We start from the raw sequence: 15,449 nt of genomic DNA on the forward strand, positions 1-15,449 counted from the left end.
ATCTGTCTATAGCCTAACTGGCAGAGGACATTACCCACAACGCAGATAGTCAGGTGCGCGCAGGGCGAACGACCTCCCCAGTCCCGCACGCACTAGGGCATGATAGATGTGTGAATACAAAGTCTTGGTCTCCTGCGCCGCAACCGGTGAAATCGCCGGCCATCCCGGCGCTCATTTTTGGCATCTTCTTGTTGGCCGCGTTACTGATGCCCACAAGTTTTATTGTGATGCGTCCCGGCCCGGCAGACGACGTCAGCGGCGAATATCAAGGCGAGCCCATCGTTGAAGTAACCGGGCAACCAACGTATCCTTCGGATACCCGTTTATTGATGACGACGGTCTCCGCCTATGGTTCTGCCGAATCAGGTGCGAACGGTTCCACAGTGATGGCAGCGATGTTCGATAGCGCAGCCCGGATTGTTCCGATCCGCGCGTTGTATGCTCCGGACCAAAGTGCGGAAGAGATTTCGGCGCGAGATCAGCAAATGATGGCGTCCTCGCAAGACACTGCGGCGGCAGTGGCGATGGAACGCGCCGGGTTGGACGTGACGATGAACCTGGTGGTCGCAGCCAATACGAACGATCAAGCCAAACTCGTTGAAGGTGATGTGATCCGAGCAGTTCGTAGCCCGCAGATGGACCAGCCGCTGGAGGTCAAAACCTTCGGCCAGCTCACGAGCTTCTTAACCGGTGTTGAAGCCGGTACAGAATTGAGTGTTTCGATTGAGCGCGACGGCGAACAACTCACCGTTCCGGTCGTCACCGTCGAACGCCAACCAGACTTCGACGGTAGTGTGCGCCCGGGCTCGATGATGGGAGTATTGATAAACGTCACCGATGTGACCATGCCAGCCCAAGCCAACTATATTATCGACGGCATCGGTGGGCCGAGTGCAGGAAATATTTTCTCGGTTGAGATTTATGATCAGCTCACCGAGGGCTCACTCGGAGGCGACCACGTGATCGCCGGTACCGGTGCGCTCTCATGGGACGGCACCATCATGCCGATCGGCGGTATTGCGCAAAAACTCGTTGGTGCCCGCGATGCCGGAGCCGAAAATTTCTTAGCCCCGGCATCGAATTGTTATGAAACCACCGGCCATATTCCGGCTGGAATGAACGTGTGGGCAGTGCGCACGATCGACGATTCGATCCATGCAGTTGAAGCGATCGGCAAGGGAGATACCTCAGATCTCACGCCGTGCTCTGCCGTTCCAGAACCAGTGGAGATCACCCAGTAGCGCTCGCGGGCAGTAGCGTTCGCGGATTGCTCAGCTGCGAACGCAGGTTACTCAAACGTTGACTGCAGGGCGGCGGTGAGACCTTCAACCAGGTTTTCTCCGGAGAGCACATCCGCATCCGAATCATGCGAACGCATCCGAATCACACTCCAGGTTTGACCTTCGCGCAACGCGGCAACCACCATGCGGACATCTTGCCGATCGGGGTGCTTGCGCAGATACTCCAACGCTTCATGAGGATCTTGCGGAATATCGTTTTCTGCCGACGGCGGTAACACGATCCGTTCGACCGATAGCGCTGCGCCATCGACGTCGTCGGGCCACACAATCTGCCCAAGAAGTTCCTCAAGCGACGACGTTTGCGGAAGTCCTTCTTGCTCTACGGAGAACAACAACTGCGGATCAGTAATCGATTGAGCCGAAACGTCAGCTGGAAGCTCGTCGGCAAGTTCGGGATTCTTCGCCAGCGCAGCTTGGGCACGGACAAGAGCAAAGAGCCGAATCGGTGCATCCCAACCGCCGGTAGCAACATGGCGTTCAATATCGATAGTGGCATCGCGCAAGGCGCGTAATTGTTGTGTGAGTTCACGTGTCATAGATTAATTGTCCCATATTTCTCCACTGGCATATCTCTAGACTCTCATATGCCCTTTAAGTACGCGGGCAAGTAAGATACGGTTAAGGAAAGTATTTATGCGTCTGTATAAATAATGTATCGAGCTGAAGGACATCGCAGTGACAACACCGACGTCGAATATCTCGCGTCCCAATCCGAAGCCGGGCAAGCTTCCTGGTGGCGCGTTCGGACCAACTTTAATCGTGTTGGGCGTGATCGTTTTTGCCCTTGTGATTTTTGCTGATTTCTGGACAGAATTTGCGTGGTTTGACCAGGTTGGCGCTGCCCGCGTCTTCTGGACTCAATACGGTGCAGCAATCGGTCTTGGCGCTATCGGCACGCTGATAGCTGCACTCGTTTTCGCCATTAACTTGCGAGTATCGTTTGGCAAAGCGCCAGCAAACGCCGACGTCGTTGTTTCAACTAATCCGTTGGCGCGCAACGTTGAGTGGTTGCGCCGTCATTCGATAGTTACTTTCGGACTTATCCCGTTGGCAGTCGGTGCGTTATTCGGTGCTGGCCTGTCAACTACGTGGCGGACATTCTTGCTGTGGTTCAACGGCACATCCTTTGGAGCTACCGATCCAGAGTACGGGCTCGATATTTCATTCTTTGTTTTCTCATTGCCAGCGTTGCAGATCCTGTTGGGCTTCGTCAGCACGCTACTGTTGTTGTCTTTGATGGCCTCAATTGCCGGATATTGGGTGACCGGAGCGTTTGAGTTCAAGGGAAATCGTCCGCATTTGAAGAGCAAAGCTCAGCTCCATATAGGTATTTTGCTCGCGGTAGGAGCCTTGCTTTTTGCCGGGAACTACTGGCTGGATCGTTACAATTTGTTGCTGGGCAACAAGCAGCGTTTCTCGGGTGCGACCTACACTGATATCAATGCATCGCAGCCCGGTCTCACCATTTTGGCGATTGTGACCGCACTCGTGGTGGTGCTCTTCCTCTACGCCGGCATCGTCCGCAAGTGGAAGCCAGCCGTTGTCGGTATTGCTTCGGTATTTGCAGTGGCCTTAGTTGTCAATGCCGCCTATCCGGCGCTGTTGCAACGCTTCAAGGTTGATCCGAACGCAGCTGAACTAGAATCAGAATTCATCCAGCGCAATATCAACGCAACCCTCGAAGCCTACGGTTTGTCCGACGTCGAGACCCAACAGTATGAAGCTCGTACCACGGTTGAGGCTGGCCAGTTGCGTCAAGATTCGCAGACCACTGCACAGATTCGTCTGCTGGATCCAAATATCGTTGATCCGTCGTTCAACCAACTTCAGCAGAACCGTCAATACTATTCGTTTAAGGCGCCGCTCACTGTCGATCGCTACACGATCGATGGCGAATTGCGTGACACTGTGATCGCAGTGCGCGAATTGAACTTAGCCGGTCTGGATGACGAACGCCGATCCTGGGTTAATGACCACACGGTCTTCACTCACGGTTTTGGCGTCGCTGCCGCATATGGAAATACGGTTACCTCTAAGGGTGATCCAGCGTTCTGGGAAGCGGGAATTCCGTCCACTGGTGAGCTCGGAGATTTCGAACCACGCGTCTACTTCGGCCAGCAATCCCCAGAGTACTCAATCGTGGGTGCGCCGGAATCTTCCGAACCGTGGGAGCTCGATTATCCAAACGATAATGCTCCCAACGGTCAGGTCAATAACACCTACACCGGTAACGGCGGTCCGTCGATTGGCAACATCTGGTCTAAGCTCATGTTTGCGATCAAGTACCGTTCTACTGAATTGTTCTTCTCGGATCGTGTCACGGATCAATCGCAGATTCTGTTCGACCGCGACCCACATCAGCGCGTTGCTAAGGTTGCACCATATTTGACGCTTGATTCGAAGGCTGTTCCAGCAGTGGTCGATATGGATTCAAATCCGGATACGCCATCTGAACTCGTATGGATTATCGACGGTTATACGACGTCGAACAACTATCCGTACTCGGCTCGCGAGACTCTTGATGAGACTACCCGTGATGCCACCAACCGATCTGGTGCGTTGATCGCCGGAGGCACGAACGAGATTAACTACATTCGTAACTCGGTAAAGGCAGTTGTCAATGCTTATGATGGCAAGGTGACGCTCTTCCAGTGGGATGAAAAAGACCCGATCTTGAAGGCATGGCAAGGTATTTTCCCGGGTCAGGTCACTCCGTTGGCCAAGATGCCAGGTGATTTGATTGCTCACGTGCGTTACCCGAAGGATCTGTTCAATGTGCAGCGTAGCTTGTTGGCCCGCTACCACGTTGATGACGCGTTGTCGTTCTACTCCGGTGGTGACTTCTGGCAGATTCCACGCGAACCAACTGGCCAGTCGGAGAATGATGTGAATGCTCCGGCACAGCCACCGTACTATTTGACGTTGCAGATGCCAGGTCAGGAAGAGACGTCGTTCTCACTGTCAACCTCCTATATCCCTGGTGGAAACACCAAGCGTAACGTGATGACTGGTTTCTTGGCTGCTGATTCTAATGCCGGCAATGAGACTGGCAAGATTGCGCCGGGATATGGAAAGCTGCGGCTTCTTGAACTACCGCGTGACTTAACTGTTCCAGGCCCTGGCCAGGCACAGAACACGATGTTTGCTAATCCGAAGGTGTCAACAGATTTGAACCTGTTGCGTCAAGGTGGCACCAAGGTTCTTGAAGGTAACTTGTTGTCCTTGCCTGTCGGTGGCGGACTGCTTTATGTTCAGCCGGTCTATGTTCAGGCGTCGAAGGGTACACAGTATCCGACATTGCAGTATGTGCTGACTCTCTTTGGTGACTCCGTGGGATTTGCTCCTACGCTGCAAGAATCGTTGGATATGGTCTTTGCTGGTGACGCTGGCGTGAACGCAGGCGATGCGAACATCGTGGGCGATAAGGCGGCACCAGTTGATGGTGACAAAGTTAAGGTTCCTGGAACTGACGACGTTGCCGATGCGGCGAAGCCAGCTGAGCCAACCAAGCCAGCACCAGCCGCACCAACAGCCCCAGCAGGTACGCCAGCTGCTGATTTGAGCGCGGCTCTTAATGACGCGAAGGAAGCAATCAAGTCAGCTGATGCCGCATTGAAGTCGGGCGACTGGGCGGCCTATGGTGAGGCACAAAAGAAACTCAACGAAGCTATTACCCGAGCTGCGCAAGCACAACAAGAAGTTGATGCACAGAAGCAACCGTGATGGGTAGTTAGCAAACAAAAATGGCGAGCAATATGCTCGCCATTTTTGTTGATCGTGTGCGGTGTTCGTCGTGAAGCTTTATCCGCGCCGCATTGGTAGCCGGAATAGGGTGAACCAGCTCAGTGACGCCATGATCAGGCTGATACCAAGTGATACGGCGGTTCGGAGTGGGACGCTATTTGTCAGATCCAGATCGAGGGATATATGTAGGACTCCACTGGCAACGTTTCCGATGAAGAGAGCAAAAGCGAAGGGTACACCGAAAATCAAGGTGAGAGCGATCCACAGTGGAAACCGAAGGCAAACGGCCGTACCGAGAAGGGTGAGTTCTAAGAGCACTACGTAGAGTAAGAATGTATACAGCACTGTCTCGAGCGAGAAACTGGTAAAGCTTGCCAGGCCAGTGACAGAAAATCCGCCCATGAGTGCTGCCGTGAGGGTAGTCGCGAATAAAGAAAAGAAACCAATGAATACTTGGCAGATAGCGAAGATTGTTCGACGATTAACACCAGCACCTAACCAGGCGCGTATGCTTGTTGTGAAGGTTGTTAGTGTAGTAATTACGATAATCAACGGCAGTGTTCTAGCCAACATAATGGTTGTTACTTCAAGAATGTCCGACACTTGAGACGAGCCCAGAAGTACCGTCCCGTCTTCCGCGCCCGATATCGAAACGTTGAAGAATTGGGTGTGCTCTGGAGATGAGTTCATTCTGACGGAGAATTGGACGCCAAGTATGAGGTTGAAGATATAAATCCCGGTCACGATAAACGGGGTTCCGAGTAGGATCGAACGTAGTTGCCGAGTGGAAATAAGACGTGCGATGAGGTTCATGAGTTCCTCCCAGTAGCTGCGATAAGAACGTCGGTAAGTGATGCGAGAGTAGATTTGGTGGAGTATTTAGCTCGTAAGCGATCGGCGTCGCCGACTTCTTTGAGCTTGCCGTGGTCAAGGATCACCACATTTTCGATAATGTTTTCGATCTCATTGACCAGATGTGAAGAGATAATGATGGTACGCGGATGCGTGACGTAATCGGCCAATAAAGTATCGTAGAATTCTTGTCGAATGACTGCGTCCATACCGAGATGGACTTCGTCGAAAATTGTTAAGGCACAACGAGAAGCTAAGCCGAGGGATGCAAAGAACGCTGACTTTTGGCCACGAGAAAGTTTGGCTGGTTTGCGCTTGGGGCTGATCGACCAGTTATCGAGGAGTTCAAGGCAATACTCGCGATCGAAGTGTGGTCGGGTGGCTTGCCATAAATCTAGAGTATCTCGTATCTTCCAATCACCAAAAACTGAGGTTTCATCGGACACCAGTGCCACATGACGCATGAGTTTGCCATTGTCCCAGATCGGTGCTGACGAGGTTTGCCCGTCCCACTGCATCTGGACGTGTCCGCTGTGTTTGAGCTGCCCGGCAAGCACCATAGCTAGGGTGGATTTTCCGCATCCGTTGCGTCCGAGCAAGCCGGTAATTGTGCCGGCTTCAAACGTGGTGGATAGTGAGTCGAGTGCGCGGTGACGGAAATAAGAATATCCGGCATTCTCGGTAATGACTTTTAATGGCGGGGTGGAGGTCATTGTTGCTCCTTCAATATTGACTGAACGAAGTCTTGGATACTGGATGAATCGAAGCCGAGCGCAAGGCCGTGGTGGATTGCGGGGGAAAGAATGGATTCGACGTATTCTTTTTGGCCGGATGCGCGCAGCAGGGTAGGGGCATCTTCAGTGACGAACATGCCGATTCCGCGTTGCTTGTAGACCAGGCCTTCAGACTGCAGAACCGCAAATGCTTTATTGGCAGTTGCTGGGTTGATGCGATAATTCGTCGCGTATTGTGTTGTGGACATGAGCTGGCTTCCAGGTTTGAGATCGCCGTCGAGAATTCTGTGGCGAATATCTTCGGCGATCTGTAGGTAGATCGGGGTGGTTGAATCAAAACGCAGAGGATTTTCTTCATTCACATATATCACCTCGTTAGCTGGTCAGTTGCATGACTAATTAACCACATAACATATGTGGTGTCAAGTGGTTCGATGTATTTCGGTTAAGTGGGTTGCGGAGCGCGGAGTGTGGAGTGTGGGCAAATCGTGTTACGTGAGAAAGGGCACCTATTCCTATCTTGAACTTAACGCCTCATCCTCCTAAACTAGTAAGTACCGACGCGGGGTGGAGCAGTTCGGTAGCTCGCCGGGCTCATAACCCGGAGGTCCCAGGTTCAAATCCTGGTCCCGCAACTAGACAAAATCCCTGAACTCATCAGAGTTCAGGGATTTTATTTTGTTCAATATGGTTTCGCTAGAGCGGGCTGAGCTTTGTTGGCTCTTCGCGTTTTAGCGGCTCTTCGCGTTTTAGCGGCTCTTCGCGTTTTAGCGGGGTGTGGGGATGCAGAAGTGGTGAAGGTAGTTCATGCTTAGAGTGTGAATCAAAAACCTGAAACTATCTTCACCGCTTATGATCCTACCGTAATTCTTGCTCGGCTTGTGAGTTTGAAAGATATTCGCGTCTTGGCGTATTACCGTTATGGCTCTCAACAGGAAATCGAAATTGAACAAGTCCTTAAGAGACCAACATGCCCGCGTTGTGAAAGTCTTGCACGCGTTAAAGAAAGGCCAAGAGTGCGGTATATAGATTTACCTGTCTATGGTCGGTCTATGAGCTTGTTATGGCGTAAGCACCGCTTGTATTGTCCAAACGTTGCATGTGATGTTGGTTCATGGACAAGTCAAGATAAACGTATTGCTGCTCAACGTTGCCAGATGACTACCAGGGCAGCTAAATGGGCGACCCGGCAAGTAGGCATGGGACGAACAATTAGCGAAGTCGCAGCTGATCTTGGGTGTTCTTGGCACACAGTCAATGATGCAGTAACTATGTATGGTCAAGTGTTACTACAAGCAGACCGTAAGCGTTTAAACAAGACTCACGCAATCGGGCTTGATGAAACAAGTTTCGTTCGCATACAAGGACACCGCACAAGTTATGTCACTACGGTATGTGACGTCGAGCATCATCAAATTATTGATATTATCCCAAGCTGTAACTACATAGACGTAGCCCGCTATTTAAAAGACCAGCCCAACGCTTGGAAAGCACGAATCCGCTATGCCACTTTAGACATGAGCCCAACATGCCGTGCTGTGTATAACGTGGTATTACCTCAGGCAACTCAAATAGCTGATCATTTCCATGTGATTACGTTAGCCAATCGTGTGTTAGATACTGTACGTAGACGCGTGCAAAATCAGACCTTGGGACACCGTGGGCATAAAAAAGATCCTTTATACAAGATTCGGCGTTTACTGACATATGGTAGTGAAAAACTACTGCCAGCAATGGTCCAGCGTCTAGAAAGCATGCTTGTGTTAGGAGATCCTCACGCTGAAGTAGCGATTGCGTATCGGATAAACGCTTACGAGAGTTTTATCAGCAAACAGATCTTGGTGTTGCGACCACCATGCTTGCAGAATTGATACAAACATGCCTGGATGTGGCTATGCCCCCAGAAATTCAGCAGCTAGGACGCACGCTACAACGATGGCAGCTTCAAATCTTGGCGTATCATCAAACGCATCTTTCTAATTCCATCACCGAGGCGTTAAACAATCTCATCAAACGTATTAAACGTATCGGATTTGGGTTCACGAATTTCAACAACTATCGCATTCGTGCATTACTGTATGCCGGTAAACCTAACTGGAGACTGCTGCATAATATCTTCGTGTAACCTGTTTACCAGTGAGAAGATCACAAGGCATTTTCTATCATCGAGTGTTCCACGCACTAACACCAACGGGTTAACAAAGACAATGTATGTTGCTTACTTTTGTATAGTTATTCCGGGCCACTAAAAATCTCATCACCGCCACATTAACGACAACGAAAACACAGCTACTAACGTTAAAATCACTACACCAGCACCTGATACTAGGCCTGTAAACCCACCGAGTAACAACGTTTCACCCCGCTAAAACGCGAAGAGCCGCTTTGTTAGGTGTGCAAGTGAAGATGTGTTCGTCAGTAATGAATGTGGGCTACTGAGTTTTTATCACCTTCCAATAGTTCAGCAGTCGCTGTATAGTGCTCGTATGGCTCTTGAGCCAAAACAACTTGACGTGATGCACCGGCTAGGTCGAGCGATGTCCGATCCCACTCGCTCAGCGCTCCTGATCTCCCTTCTGCACGCCTCGAATTACCCTGCCGTTTTAGCGCGGGAGCTGGGCCTGACTCGTGCGAACGTGTCAAACCATTTGGTATGCCTACGTGGTTGTGGATTGGTCACAACTGAACAAGAAGGGCGCCAAACCAAATATCGCGTGGTCGATGCCGGCATAATCCAACATCTCAGTGCACTTCTCGATAGTGTTTCGGAGATTGACGACGAACGGACGCCAGAGGTTTGCCTGTTGCGTAAGTCGCCGGCGTCGAATAAGGACGTAACGACGTCGAACCGCACTACACCGACGTCGCACATCGAAGGGGAGTGCTGCTAATGGACACCTGCTGTGCAACACCAGCGACGCCAGTCAACACCGACACAGACACCCGCGAGTTAGCTCTCTGGTGGCGCGATCGAAACCTGCAAATCTCCATGCTCGCCGGGCTCTTCCTAGTGCTGAGCATCGCCACTAGCTGGTTCTTCGCCGGAAATATTCTCGGAACGCTGGGAGCTTGGATATCGCTATTGCTCGGTGCCGGACAGTTTGTTCCTGAAGCCCTCACTAAACTAGCGTCTAAGAAAATCGGTATTAGCGTCCTGATGACGCTGAGCGCTATTGGCGCGGTTCTACTTGGCATGGTCGAAGAAGCAGCTGGCCTCGCATTCCTCTATTCTGTTGCCGAAGCGCTCGAGCATCGGGCAATGACCGGCGCCCGCCACAGCCTACGCTCCTTGCTCGATCTGCTACCGACTAACGCAACCCGCATCGGTCAGGATGGAAAAGACACTCAGATCGATGTATCAGAAATTCTTCCCGGAGATCGTTTGCGCGTCCACGCCGGCGAACGGATACCAACTGATGCAATAGTTCATGAGGGAACCTCACGTCTCGATGTTTCAGCAGTTACCGGCGAATCAATCCCAGTCAACGTCCAGCCAGGCGATACTGTCTACGCAGGCTCGATCAACCAGTCTGGTGTCCTCCACATTCACGCCACCGCACCTGGCAGCCGCAACTCGCTCACCGCCGTCGTCGAACTCGTAGAAAAGCTCAAAACATCAAAGGTGACCGCGCGCGAATCGCAGACCGTCTCGCCCGCCCACTCGTGCTTGGTGTGCTCATCCTCGCCGCGCGCATTAGGGATCTCAGTGCCCATCACCGTTATCTCTGGAATCGGCGCGGTGAGCAAAAAGGGCATCGTTTTTACCTCCGGCTCCGCCTTCGAAGAAATCGGATCTATCAACCACATCGCCTTTGATAAAACCGGAACGCTCACGAATAACCAGCCCGTCGTCGTCGAGATTCTCACCGACCCGAGCTACACCGAAGCGCAGATACTCGCGCTCGCCGCCCGGCTGGAAACGCACAGTCATCACCCGATTGCGCGTGCAATCGCAACAGCCGTTGCGCCTGACGATGCTACGTCTGACGCCACCGTTCTCGACGCCGCGCCATCCGCCGAACCACACGCGCCCGCTATCCATGACGCACCCGTTGTCCATGACGCGCGCGAAGTACCCGGAGCTGGCATGGAAGGCACAGTGGATGGCCAACGAATCGCCGTTGGCAACTCCCGTTGGCTCGCCCCACAGCAGTTTGCCAGCCGCGTCGCCGAACTTGAAGATGCAGGCGCCACCATCGTCGTCGTTGCGCGAAACAATGAAACAATCGGCGCAATAGTGGTACGCGACGAGCTACGCCCAGAAGCAGCTAGGGCAGTCGCTGAACTCAACGCCGCCGGCATTGGCACAACCATGCTCACCGGAGACAACCTTGCCACCGCCCGCACGCTTGCCAACCACGCCGCAATCACCGATGTCCAAGCCCAGCTTAAACCGAAAGAAAAAGCTGCGGCCGTCCAGCGGTTAAGCACAACGAAACAGGTGGCGATGATCGGCGACGGAATCAACGACGCCCCCCGCATTAGCTCAGGCACGTGTCGGAATCGCGATGGGAGCCCACGTCTCTGACGTCGCCGTCGAGAGCGCAGATATTTCCTGCGCTGGTCAGGAGCTCACTATTCTGCCGCAACTATTTGCTCACGGCCGACGTTGCCGGCGTATTATCGATCAAAATATTGGGTTCTCGTTGCTGATCGTCCTTGGGCTGTTGCCGTTGGCGCTCACCGGCGTGCTTGGATTAGCGATGGTCGTATTCGTTCACGAGTTTGGTGAAGTATTAGTAATCCTCAACGGCTTGCGTGCCGGTCGCTTCCCGCGAGGCGCTGTAAGTCGATAGGGTAGGCTAGTAGTTGCTCAGACGGTTTAACGACGGCGGACGCTGAGTTTCTGTAGAAGTAGGCGCCCTGGGTGGTAGTCGGTGCTGGGTAACAGTTATGTCTGAAAAACTGGAGGATACACGTGCGGTTGTGGAGTCTACATCCGAGTAATTTAGATCGTGCAGCGTTGATTGCTGGATGGCGTGAAGGACTGCTCGCGCAAAAAGTCCTTGCCGGTCAAACCAAAGGTTATCGTGACCATCCGCAGTTGCAACGATTCCGCGAACATTCCGATCCAATGTTGGCTATCGGCGCGTGGCTGACCGGGCTTTATGAGGACGCCACTCGCCGTGGCTACAATTTCGACCAGTCGAAAATCTTGCATTCTCCACAGAGCCTATCTGATATTCAGATCCCGGTGACGGATGGGCAATTGGCTTATGAGGCACGTTGGTTACGCAGTAAAGTTGCTCGACGCGCTGAGCATCTGCTCACCGAGCAGCCGTGGATTGACGACTCCTTTACTGCCCACCCAGTTTTTGTTGTGGTTCCAGGCGATATTGAGTCGTGGGAGAAAATCTAGTTGATTTCACAATGAACCCCCTATACACTGAGTGACTAGAGGAATTAGTCACTCAGTGTATAGGGGGTTGTATGGAAGTCCAGTACGCATTCCTTGGTCTGCTCACCCAAGAACCAAATTACGGCTATGAGTTGAAAAAACTCTATGATCAGCTGTTCGCCGGCGACAAACCAATTCTGCCTGGTCAAGTCTATTCCACCCTGGCTCGCCTCTTACGCGACGCCAAAGTGATCGAAGTCGACGACGACGGCGCATCCAACGGCCCTAGTCGCACCAGATACGCTTTAACTCAAGCCGGCCGCGACGCCGTCGTCGAATGGCTCAATACCCCAGAAGTGCCGTCCCCAACACTACAAGCAACCATGTACGGAAAAACAGTCCTCGCCCTCATCGTCGAAGGCGATGCCGCACCTTACCTACGCGCTCAACGCAAACTACATCTCGAACGCATGCGCGACCTTACCCGGCGCAAAAAAGACGCACCGATGGCTGAAAAACTCCTCCTCGATAACGCAATTTTTCATATCGAAGCTGACCTGCGCTGGATCGAACTTGCCTCTGCCCGCCTCAACACACTCAAGGAAGAACTATGCCTGAAATAATCCTCACCGCCCGCGATCTCACCAAAACCTACGGCACAACTCGCGCCATGCGCGGAATATCGCTCGACGTCACGCGCGGCGAAGCCCTCGCTATCATGGGACCATCCGGCTCTGGAAAATCCACGTTGCTCCACGCCCTCGCTGGTATCGAACTCCCTGATTCTGGCACAATCCAGGTTAACGGACGTGAACTCACCACCATGAGCGAATCAGAACGCACAATACTGCGCCGGCGGGACTTCGGCTTCGTCTTCCAATTTTCCCAACTTGTCCCCGAACTCACCGCACGTGACAATGTTGCCGTGCCACTCCTGCTTGATGGCAAATCAAAATCCAAAGCCTACTATGAGGCCAATAAATGGTTAGACACCGTTGGATTGCTCGAACACGCCCAATCCCTTCCCGGTCAACTCTCCGGTGGCGAAGCTCAACGAGTCGCTATTGCCCGGGCGCTGTGCCCAAAACCATCCATCCTTTTCGCCGACGAACCTACCGGATCCCTCGACTCGCTCAACTCCGAAACCGTGATGGCCATGTTTATGGACATTGTCCGAACAACCGGAATGACGGTCGTTATGGTCACCCATGAGCCACTGATCGCAGCCTATGCCGATCGGGAAGTCGTTGTGCGCGACGGACTGCTGGAGGGATAAACAATGTATCTATCGTGGACACTCCTGCGCACCTCCCTAGCACACACCAAAGGACGCCTCGTGCTGATCGCCGGGGCAGTGGCACTCGGTGTCATGCTCTTGCTGACTGCTGCCTCATTTCATAATGCGCTATCTGTTGACTCGCCGTCGTTATGGTTACGAAGTATTGGTGACGAAATGGATGCCCAAGAAGGAGGCCGTCCGGCACCCGATCCAGCCAATTCTGTACGGGTAGCAAAAGATGACTTCAACCCGCTCATGAAAGTCGGTGCCAGTGAGATCCGCGGCGTCATAGTCGATTCCTCGGCCACCGTGAACGCCCCAGAGCTCTATGCTGTAACGTGGCCAGCTCCTGGAGAATATCTCGTTTCGGCTGGGGTCCGAACTCTTATGGAAGACCATCCGGAATACCAACTTCACGATCGCTTTGGGGTAACCGATATCGGAAATCTGCCACAGGAATTAACAGCCGGCCCAGATGATCTGCTCGTTATTCGTGGCGCATACCTCGGCGATACCGGGGTAGTAATCTCTGATTTTTCCCAAGCACCACCAGAATCGATCAAAGTCAGCGTCGTTATTATGTACCTCGGGCTGATCGTTATTCTCTTCCCCGTTTTGCTATTGATCTCAATCTCAGCAACACTCGGCAGTGTGCAACGCGAACAACGCTATGCTGCACTGCGGCTCGTCGGTGCCACCAGTGGGCAAGTTATGCGAATACTAGTCATGGAAGCAATGGTTGGCGCAGTGATCGGCTATATACTCGGACTGGCGTTGTTTATGGCAGTGCGCCCAATCTTCCCAACCATTGGGATCGACGGCATGCGATTGTGGGCAAACAACTTTGCGATTACCCCGCTCCAAGCAGGCGGCGTTGCCATCGCAACAATTGTCTTAGTGGTCCTTGCCCACAGCTGGGGGATGCGCCACATCCATGTGTCACCACTAGGTGTGATGCGCCGGCAAACAACCACTCGCAAACCGCATTGGTTACGGCTCATACCACTTGCAGTGAGCATCGGTGCGATCGCTTACGAGTATGCAGTGGTGGACTATAATTCCGGCGTTATTAATGATTCATATATTTTGATAGGGGCCGTTATCGGCATGATGGTCGGCTTAGTGGTCGCTAGTGCGTGGCTAACCTATAGCGTGGCACGGATCAGTGCTCGCTGGGCCCGCTCTGCGCCAACGATTATTGGTCTGACGTATGTCCAAGCACATGCTTCACGAATCTCACGTTCAGTTTCCGGTGTGGTACTCGCAGTTTTCGCAGGTTCCTTCTTCCTCACTGCCGTGTCCCAAACAGATGATGTTTTTGCCCGCGCTTCGCAAACCGTCCACTCGTTGAACTCGGGTACTTCAGTCATTCTCGGTTTCGACGACGACGCACCGGCACAGCGCCTCAACGAACTGCTACAAGCTGAACCGACCATCGAACAAAGCCATGTTTTCCCGTTGGTTGCAGGTGCCTGGACAGTATTTGACTGCCAGGTAGTCAATGACTACATTGATACTTCTTGCGCCGATGGTGTCGTTGGCGTCAACCTGTGGGCATCGAAGACCAACGAACAAGCACAAGTGAGCGCCACTAGCCTCGCAGATTTCAAGGAACATGTGGGATCGGCGTATGGGGCAGCAACCGACCGCACACAGTATACGGTAGTGACAAAACTACGTGACCCAGGCCAGCTAGAACAGTTCCGTTCCTTGCTAGCGCGGACACACCAGTTAGAAAACAACGAAGAGAATATCTGGATGTTCTCCGCTGGTGACAAATCCGCGTTTGCTGGAGTAGATGCCATTATTTTGCTGACCTACTTGGTTCACTTCGGCATTGCCGGAACAATCGCCGTCGCAATTATATCGATGCTGGTATCAACCTATGCTGGTTTGCTTGAACGCCGTCGTTCCCTGCTCACGCTTCGACTCAGCGGAATGCAACCCAAAAACATTACCCGCATGATGCTCATCGAAACCGTTGGGCCGTTGACGACGATGCTGGTTATTGCCAGCTCACTCGGGTTCGGTGCTGCCTGGGTGATGCTCCAGATATTCTCCTCGACCCTCGATGCTACCTTCGACCCGGTCCTCGTCGCAGTCCTCATCTGTGCGTTGGTCCTTGCTGGTTGTGCGATTGTTGCGCTGTCTCCGGCGATGCGCCGTATCACCCAACCGGCAACAAACAGACAAGAGTAAGG

13 protein-coding genes, 1 tRNA gene and 1 pseudogene are annotated in these 15,449 nt (G+C 52.8%); 11 read left to right on the forward strand and 4 right to left on the reverse strand.

What is annotated here, in order from left to right; all coding sequences use genetic code 11:
• Positions 1-110: 110 nt before the first annotated feature.
• The gene (locus JTE88_RS02035; protein ID WP_204425052.1) at positions 111-1,241 is read left to right on the forward strand and encodes a YlbL family protein; all 1,131 of its coding nucleotides are present in this window, start codon (positions 111-113) and stop codon (positions 1,239-1,241) included.
• A gap of 47 nt (positions 1,242-1,288) precedes the next feature.
• Here the strand turns inward: JTE88_RS02035 and JTE88_RS02040 are convergent, their stop codons facing one another.
• The gene (locus JTE88_RS02040) at positions 1,289-1,837 is read right to left on the reverse strand and encodes a PPA1309 family protein (protein ID WP_204425053.1); all 549 of its coding nucleotides are present in this window, start codon (positions 1,835-1,837) and stop codon (positions 1,289-1,291) included.
• Between the two features lie 139 nt (positions 1,838-1,976).
• On the opposite strand from JTE88_RS02040, the gene JTE88_RS02045 reads away from it, so the two are divergent.
• Complete coding sequence (locus JTE88_RS02045) at positions 1,977-5,024, forward strand: UPF0182 family membrane protein (protein WP_204425055.1); 3,048 nt, start codon at positions 1,977-1,979, stop codon at positions 5,022-5,024.
• A gap of 78 nt (positions 5,025-5,102) precedes the next feature.
• Here the strand turns inward: JTE88_RS02045 and JTE88_RS02050 are convergent, their stop codons facing one another.
• From JTE88_RS02050 to JTE88_RS02060, 3 genes are read right to left on the reverse strand one after another with little or no spacing between them, the layout of a single operon-like run.
• The gene (locus tag JTE88_RS02050) at positions 5,103-5,858 is read right to left on the reverse strand and encodes a hypothetical protein (RefSeq protein ID WP_204425056.1); all 756 of its coding nucleotides are present in this window, start codon (positions 5,856-5,858) and stop codon (positions 5,103-5,105) included.
• Positions 5,855-6,610 carry an ATP-binding cassette domain-containing protein gene (locus JTE88_RS02055; protein WP_204425057.1) on the reverse strand — a complete coding sequence of 252 codons (756 nt, stop codon included), beginning with the start codon at positions 6,608-6,610 and terminating at the stop codon, positions 5,855-5,857. The genes JTE88_RS02050 and JTE88_RS02055 overlap by 4 nt, the downstream gene beginning before the upstream one ends.
• Positions 6,607-6,993: a GntR family transcriptional regulator gene (locus tag JTE88_RS02060; RefSeq protein WP_239519539.1), complete on the reverse strand. Its 387-nt coding sequence runs from the start codon at positions 6,991-6,993 to the stop codon at positions 6,607-6,609. Before JTE88_RS02060 ends, JTE88_RS02055 begins: the two co-directional genes overlap by 4 nt.
• 199 nt (positions 6,994-7,192) lie before the next feature.
• On the opposite strand from JTE88_RS02060, the gene JTE88_RS02065 reads away from it, so the two are divergent.
• The 9 genes and pseudogenes from JTE88_RS02065 to JTE88_RS02110 all read left to right on the forward strand — a co-directional run bounded on the left by JTE88_RS02065 (position 7,193) and on the right by JTE88_RS02110 (position 15,447).
• A tRNA-Met gene (locus JTE88_RS02065) sits at positions 7,193-7,266 on the forward strand.
• A gap of 246 nt (positions 7,267-7,512) precedes the next feature.
• Positions 7,513-8,756: pseudogene (locus JTE88_RS02070) on the forward strand (ISL3 family transposase).
• 361 nt (positions 8,757-9,117) lie between these two features.
• Entirely contained in the window at positions 9,118-9,522 is a 405-nt protein-coding gene (locus tag JTE88_RS02080) for an ArsR/SmtB family transcription factor (RefSeq protein WP_204425059.1), read from the forward strand.
• Entirely contained in the window at positions 9,522-11,159 is a 1,638-nt protein-coding gene (locus tag JTE88_RS02085; RefSeq protein WP_204425060.1) for a heavy metal translocating P-type ATPase, read from the forward strand. Before JTE88_RS02080 ends, JTE88_RS02085 begins: the two co-directional genes overlap by 1 nt.
• Positions 11,140-11,427, forward strand: a complete 288-nt coding sequence (locus JTE88_RS02090) for a hypothetical protein (protein WP_204425061.1) — start codon at positions 11,140-11,142, stop codon at positions 11,425-11,427. The genes JTE88_RS02085 and JTE88_RS02090 overlap by 20 nt, the downstream gene beginning before the upstream one ends.
• Positions 11,428-11,549: 122 nt before the next feature.
• A complete protein-coding gene (locus tag JTE88_RS02095; protein ID WP_204425062.1) occupies positions 11,550-11,990 on the forward strand; it encodes a pyrimidine dimer DNA glycosylase/endonuclease V in 441 nt (146 codons plus the stop codon).
• A 71-nt stretch (positions 11,991-12,061) separates the two neighbouring features.
• On the forward strand, positions 12,062-12,592 hold the full coding sequence (locus JTE88_RS02100; protein ID WP_204425064.1) for a PadR family transcriptional regulator: 531 nt from the start codon (positions 12,062-12,064) through the stop codon (positions 12,590-12,592).
• Positions 12,580-13,245 carry an ABC transporter ATP-binding protein gene (locus JTE88_RS02105; protein WP_204425066.1) on the forward strand — a complete coding sequence of 222 codons (666 nt, stop codon included), beginning with the start codon at positions 12,580-12,582 and terminating at the stop codon, positions 13,243-13,245. Before JTE88_RS02100 ends, JTE88_RS02105 begins: the two co-directional genes overlap by 13 nt.
• Before the next feature lie 3 nt (positions 13,246-13,248).
• Entirely contained in the window at positions 13,249-15,447 is a 2,199-nt protein-coding gene (locus tag JTE88_RS02110; protein WP_204425068.1) for an FtsX-like permease family protein, read from the forward strand.
• Positions 15,448-15,449 lie beyond the last annotated feature (2 nt).

It is taken from the genome of Arcanobacterium phocisimile, assembly GCF_016904675.1.
Classification (GTDB): Bacteria; Actinomycetota; Actinomycetes; order Actinomycetales; family Actinomycetaceae; genus Arcanobacterium; species Arcanobacterium phocisimile.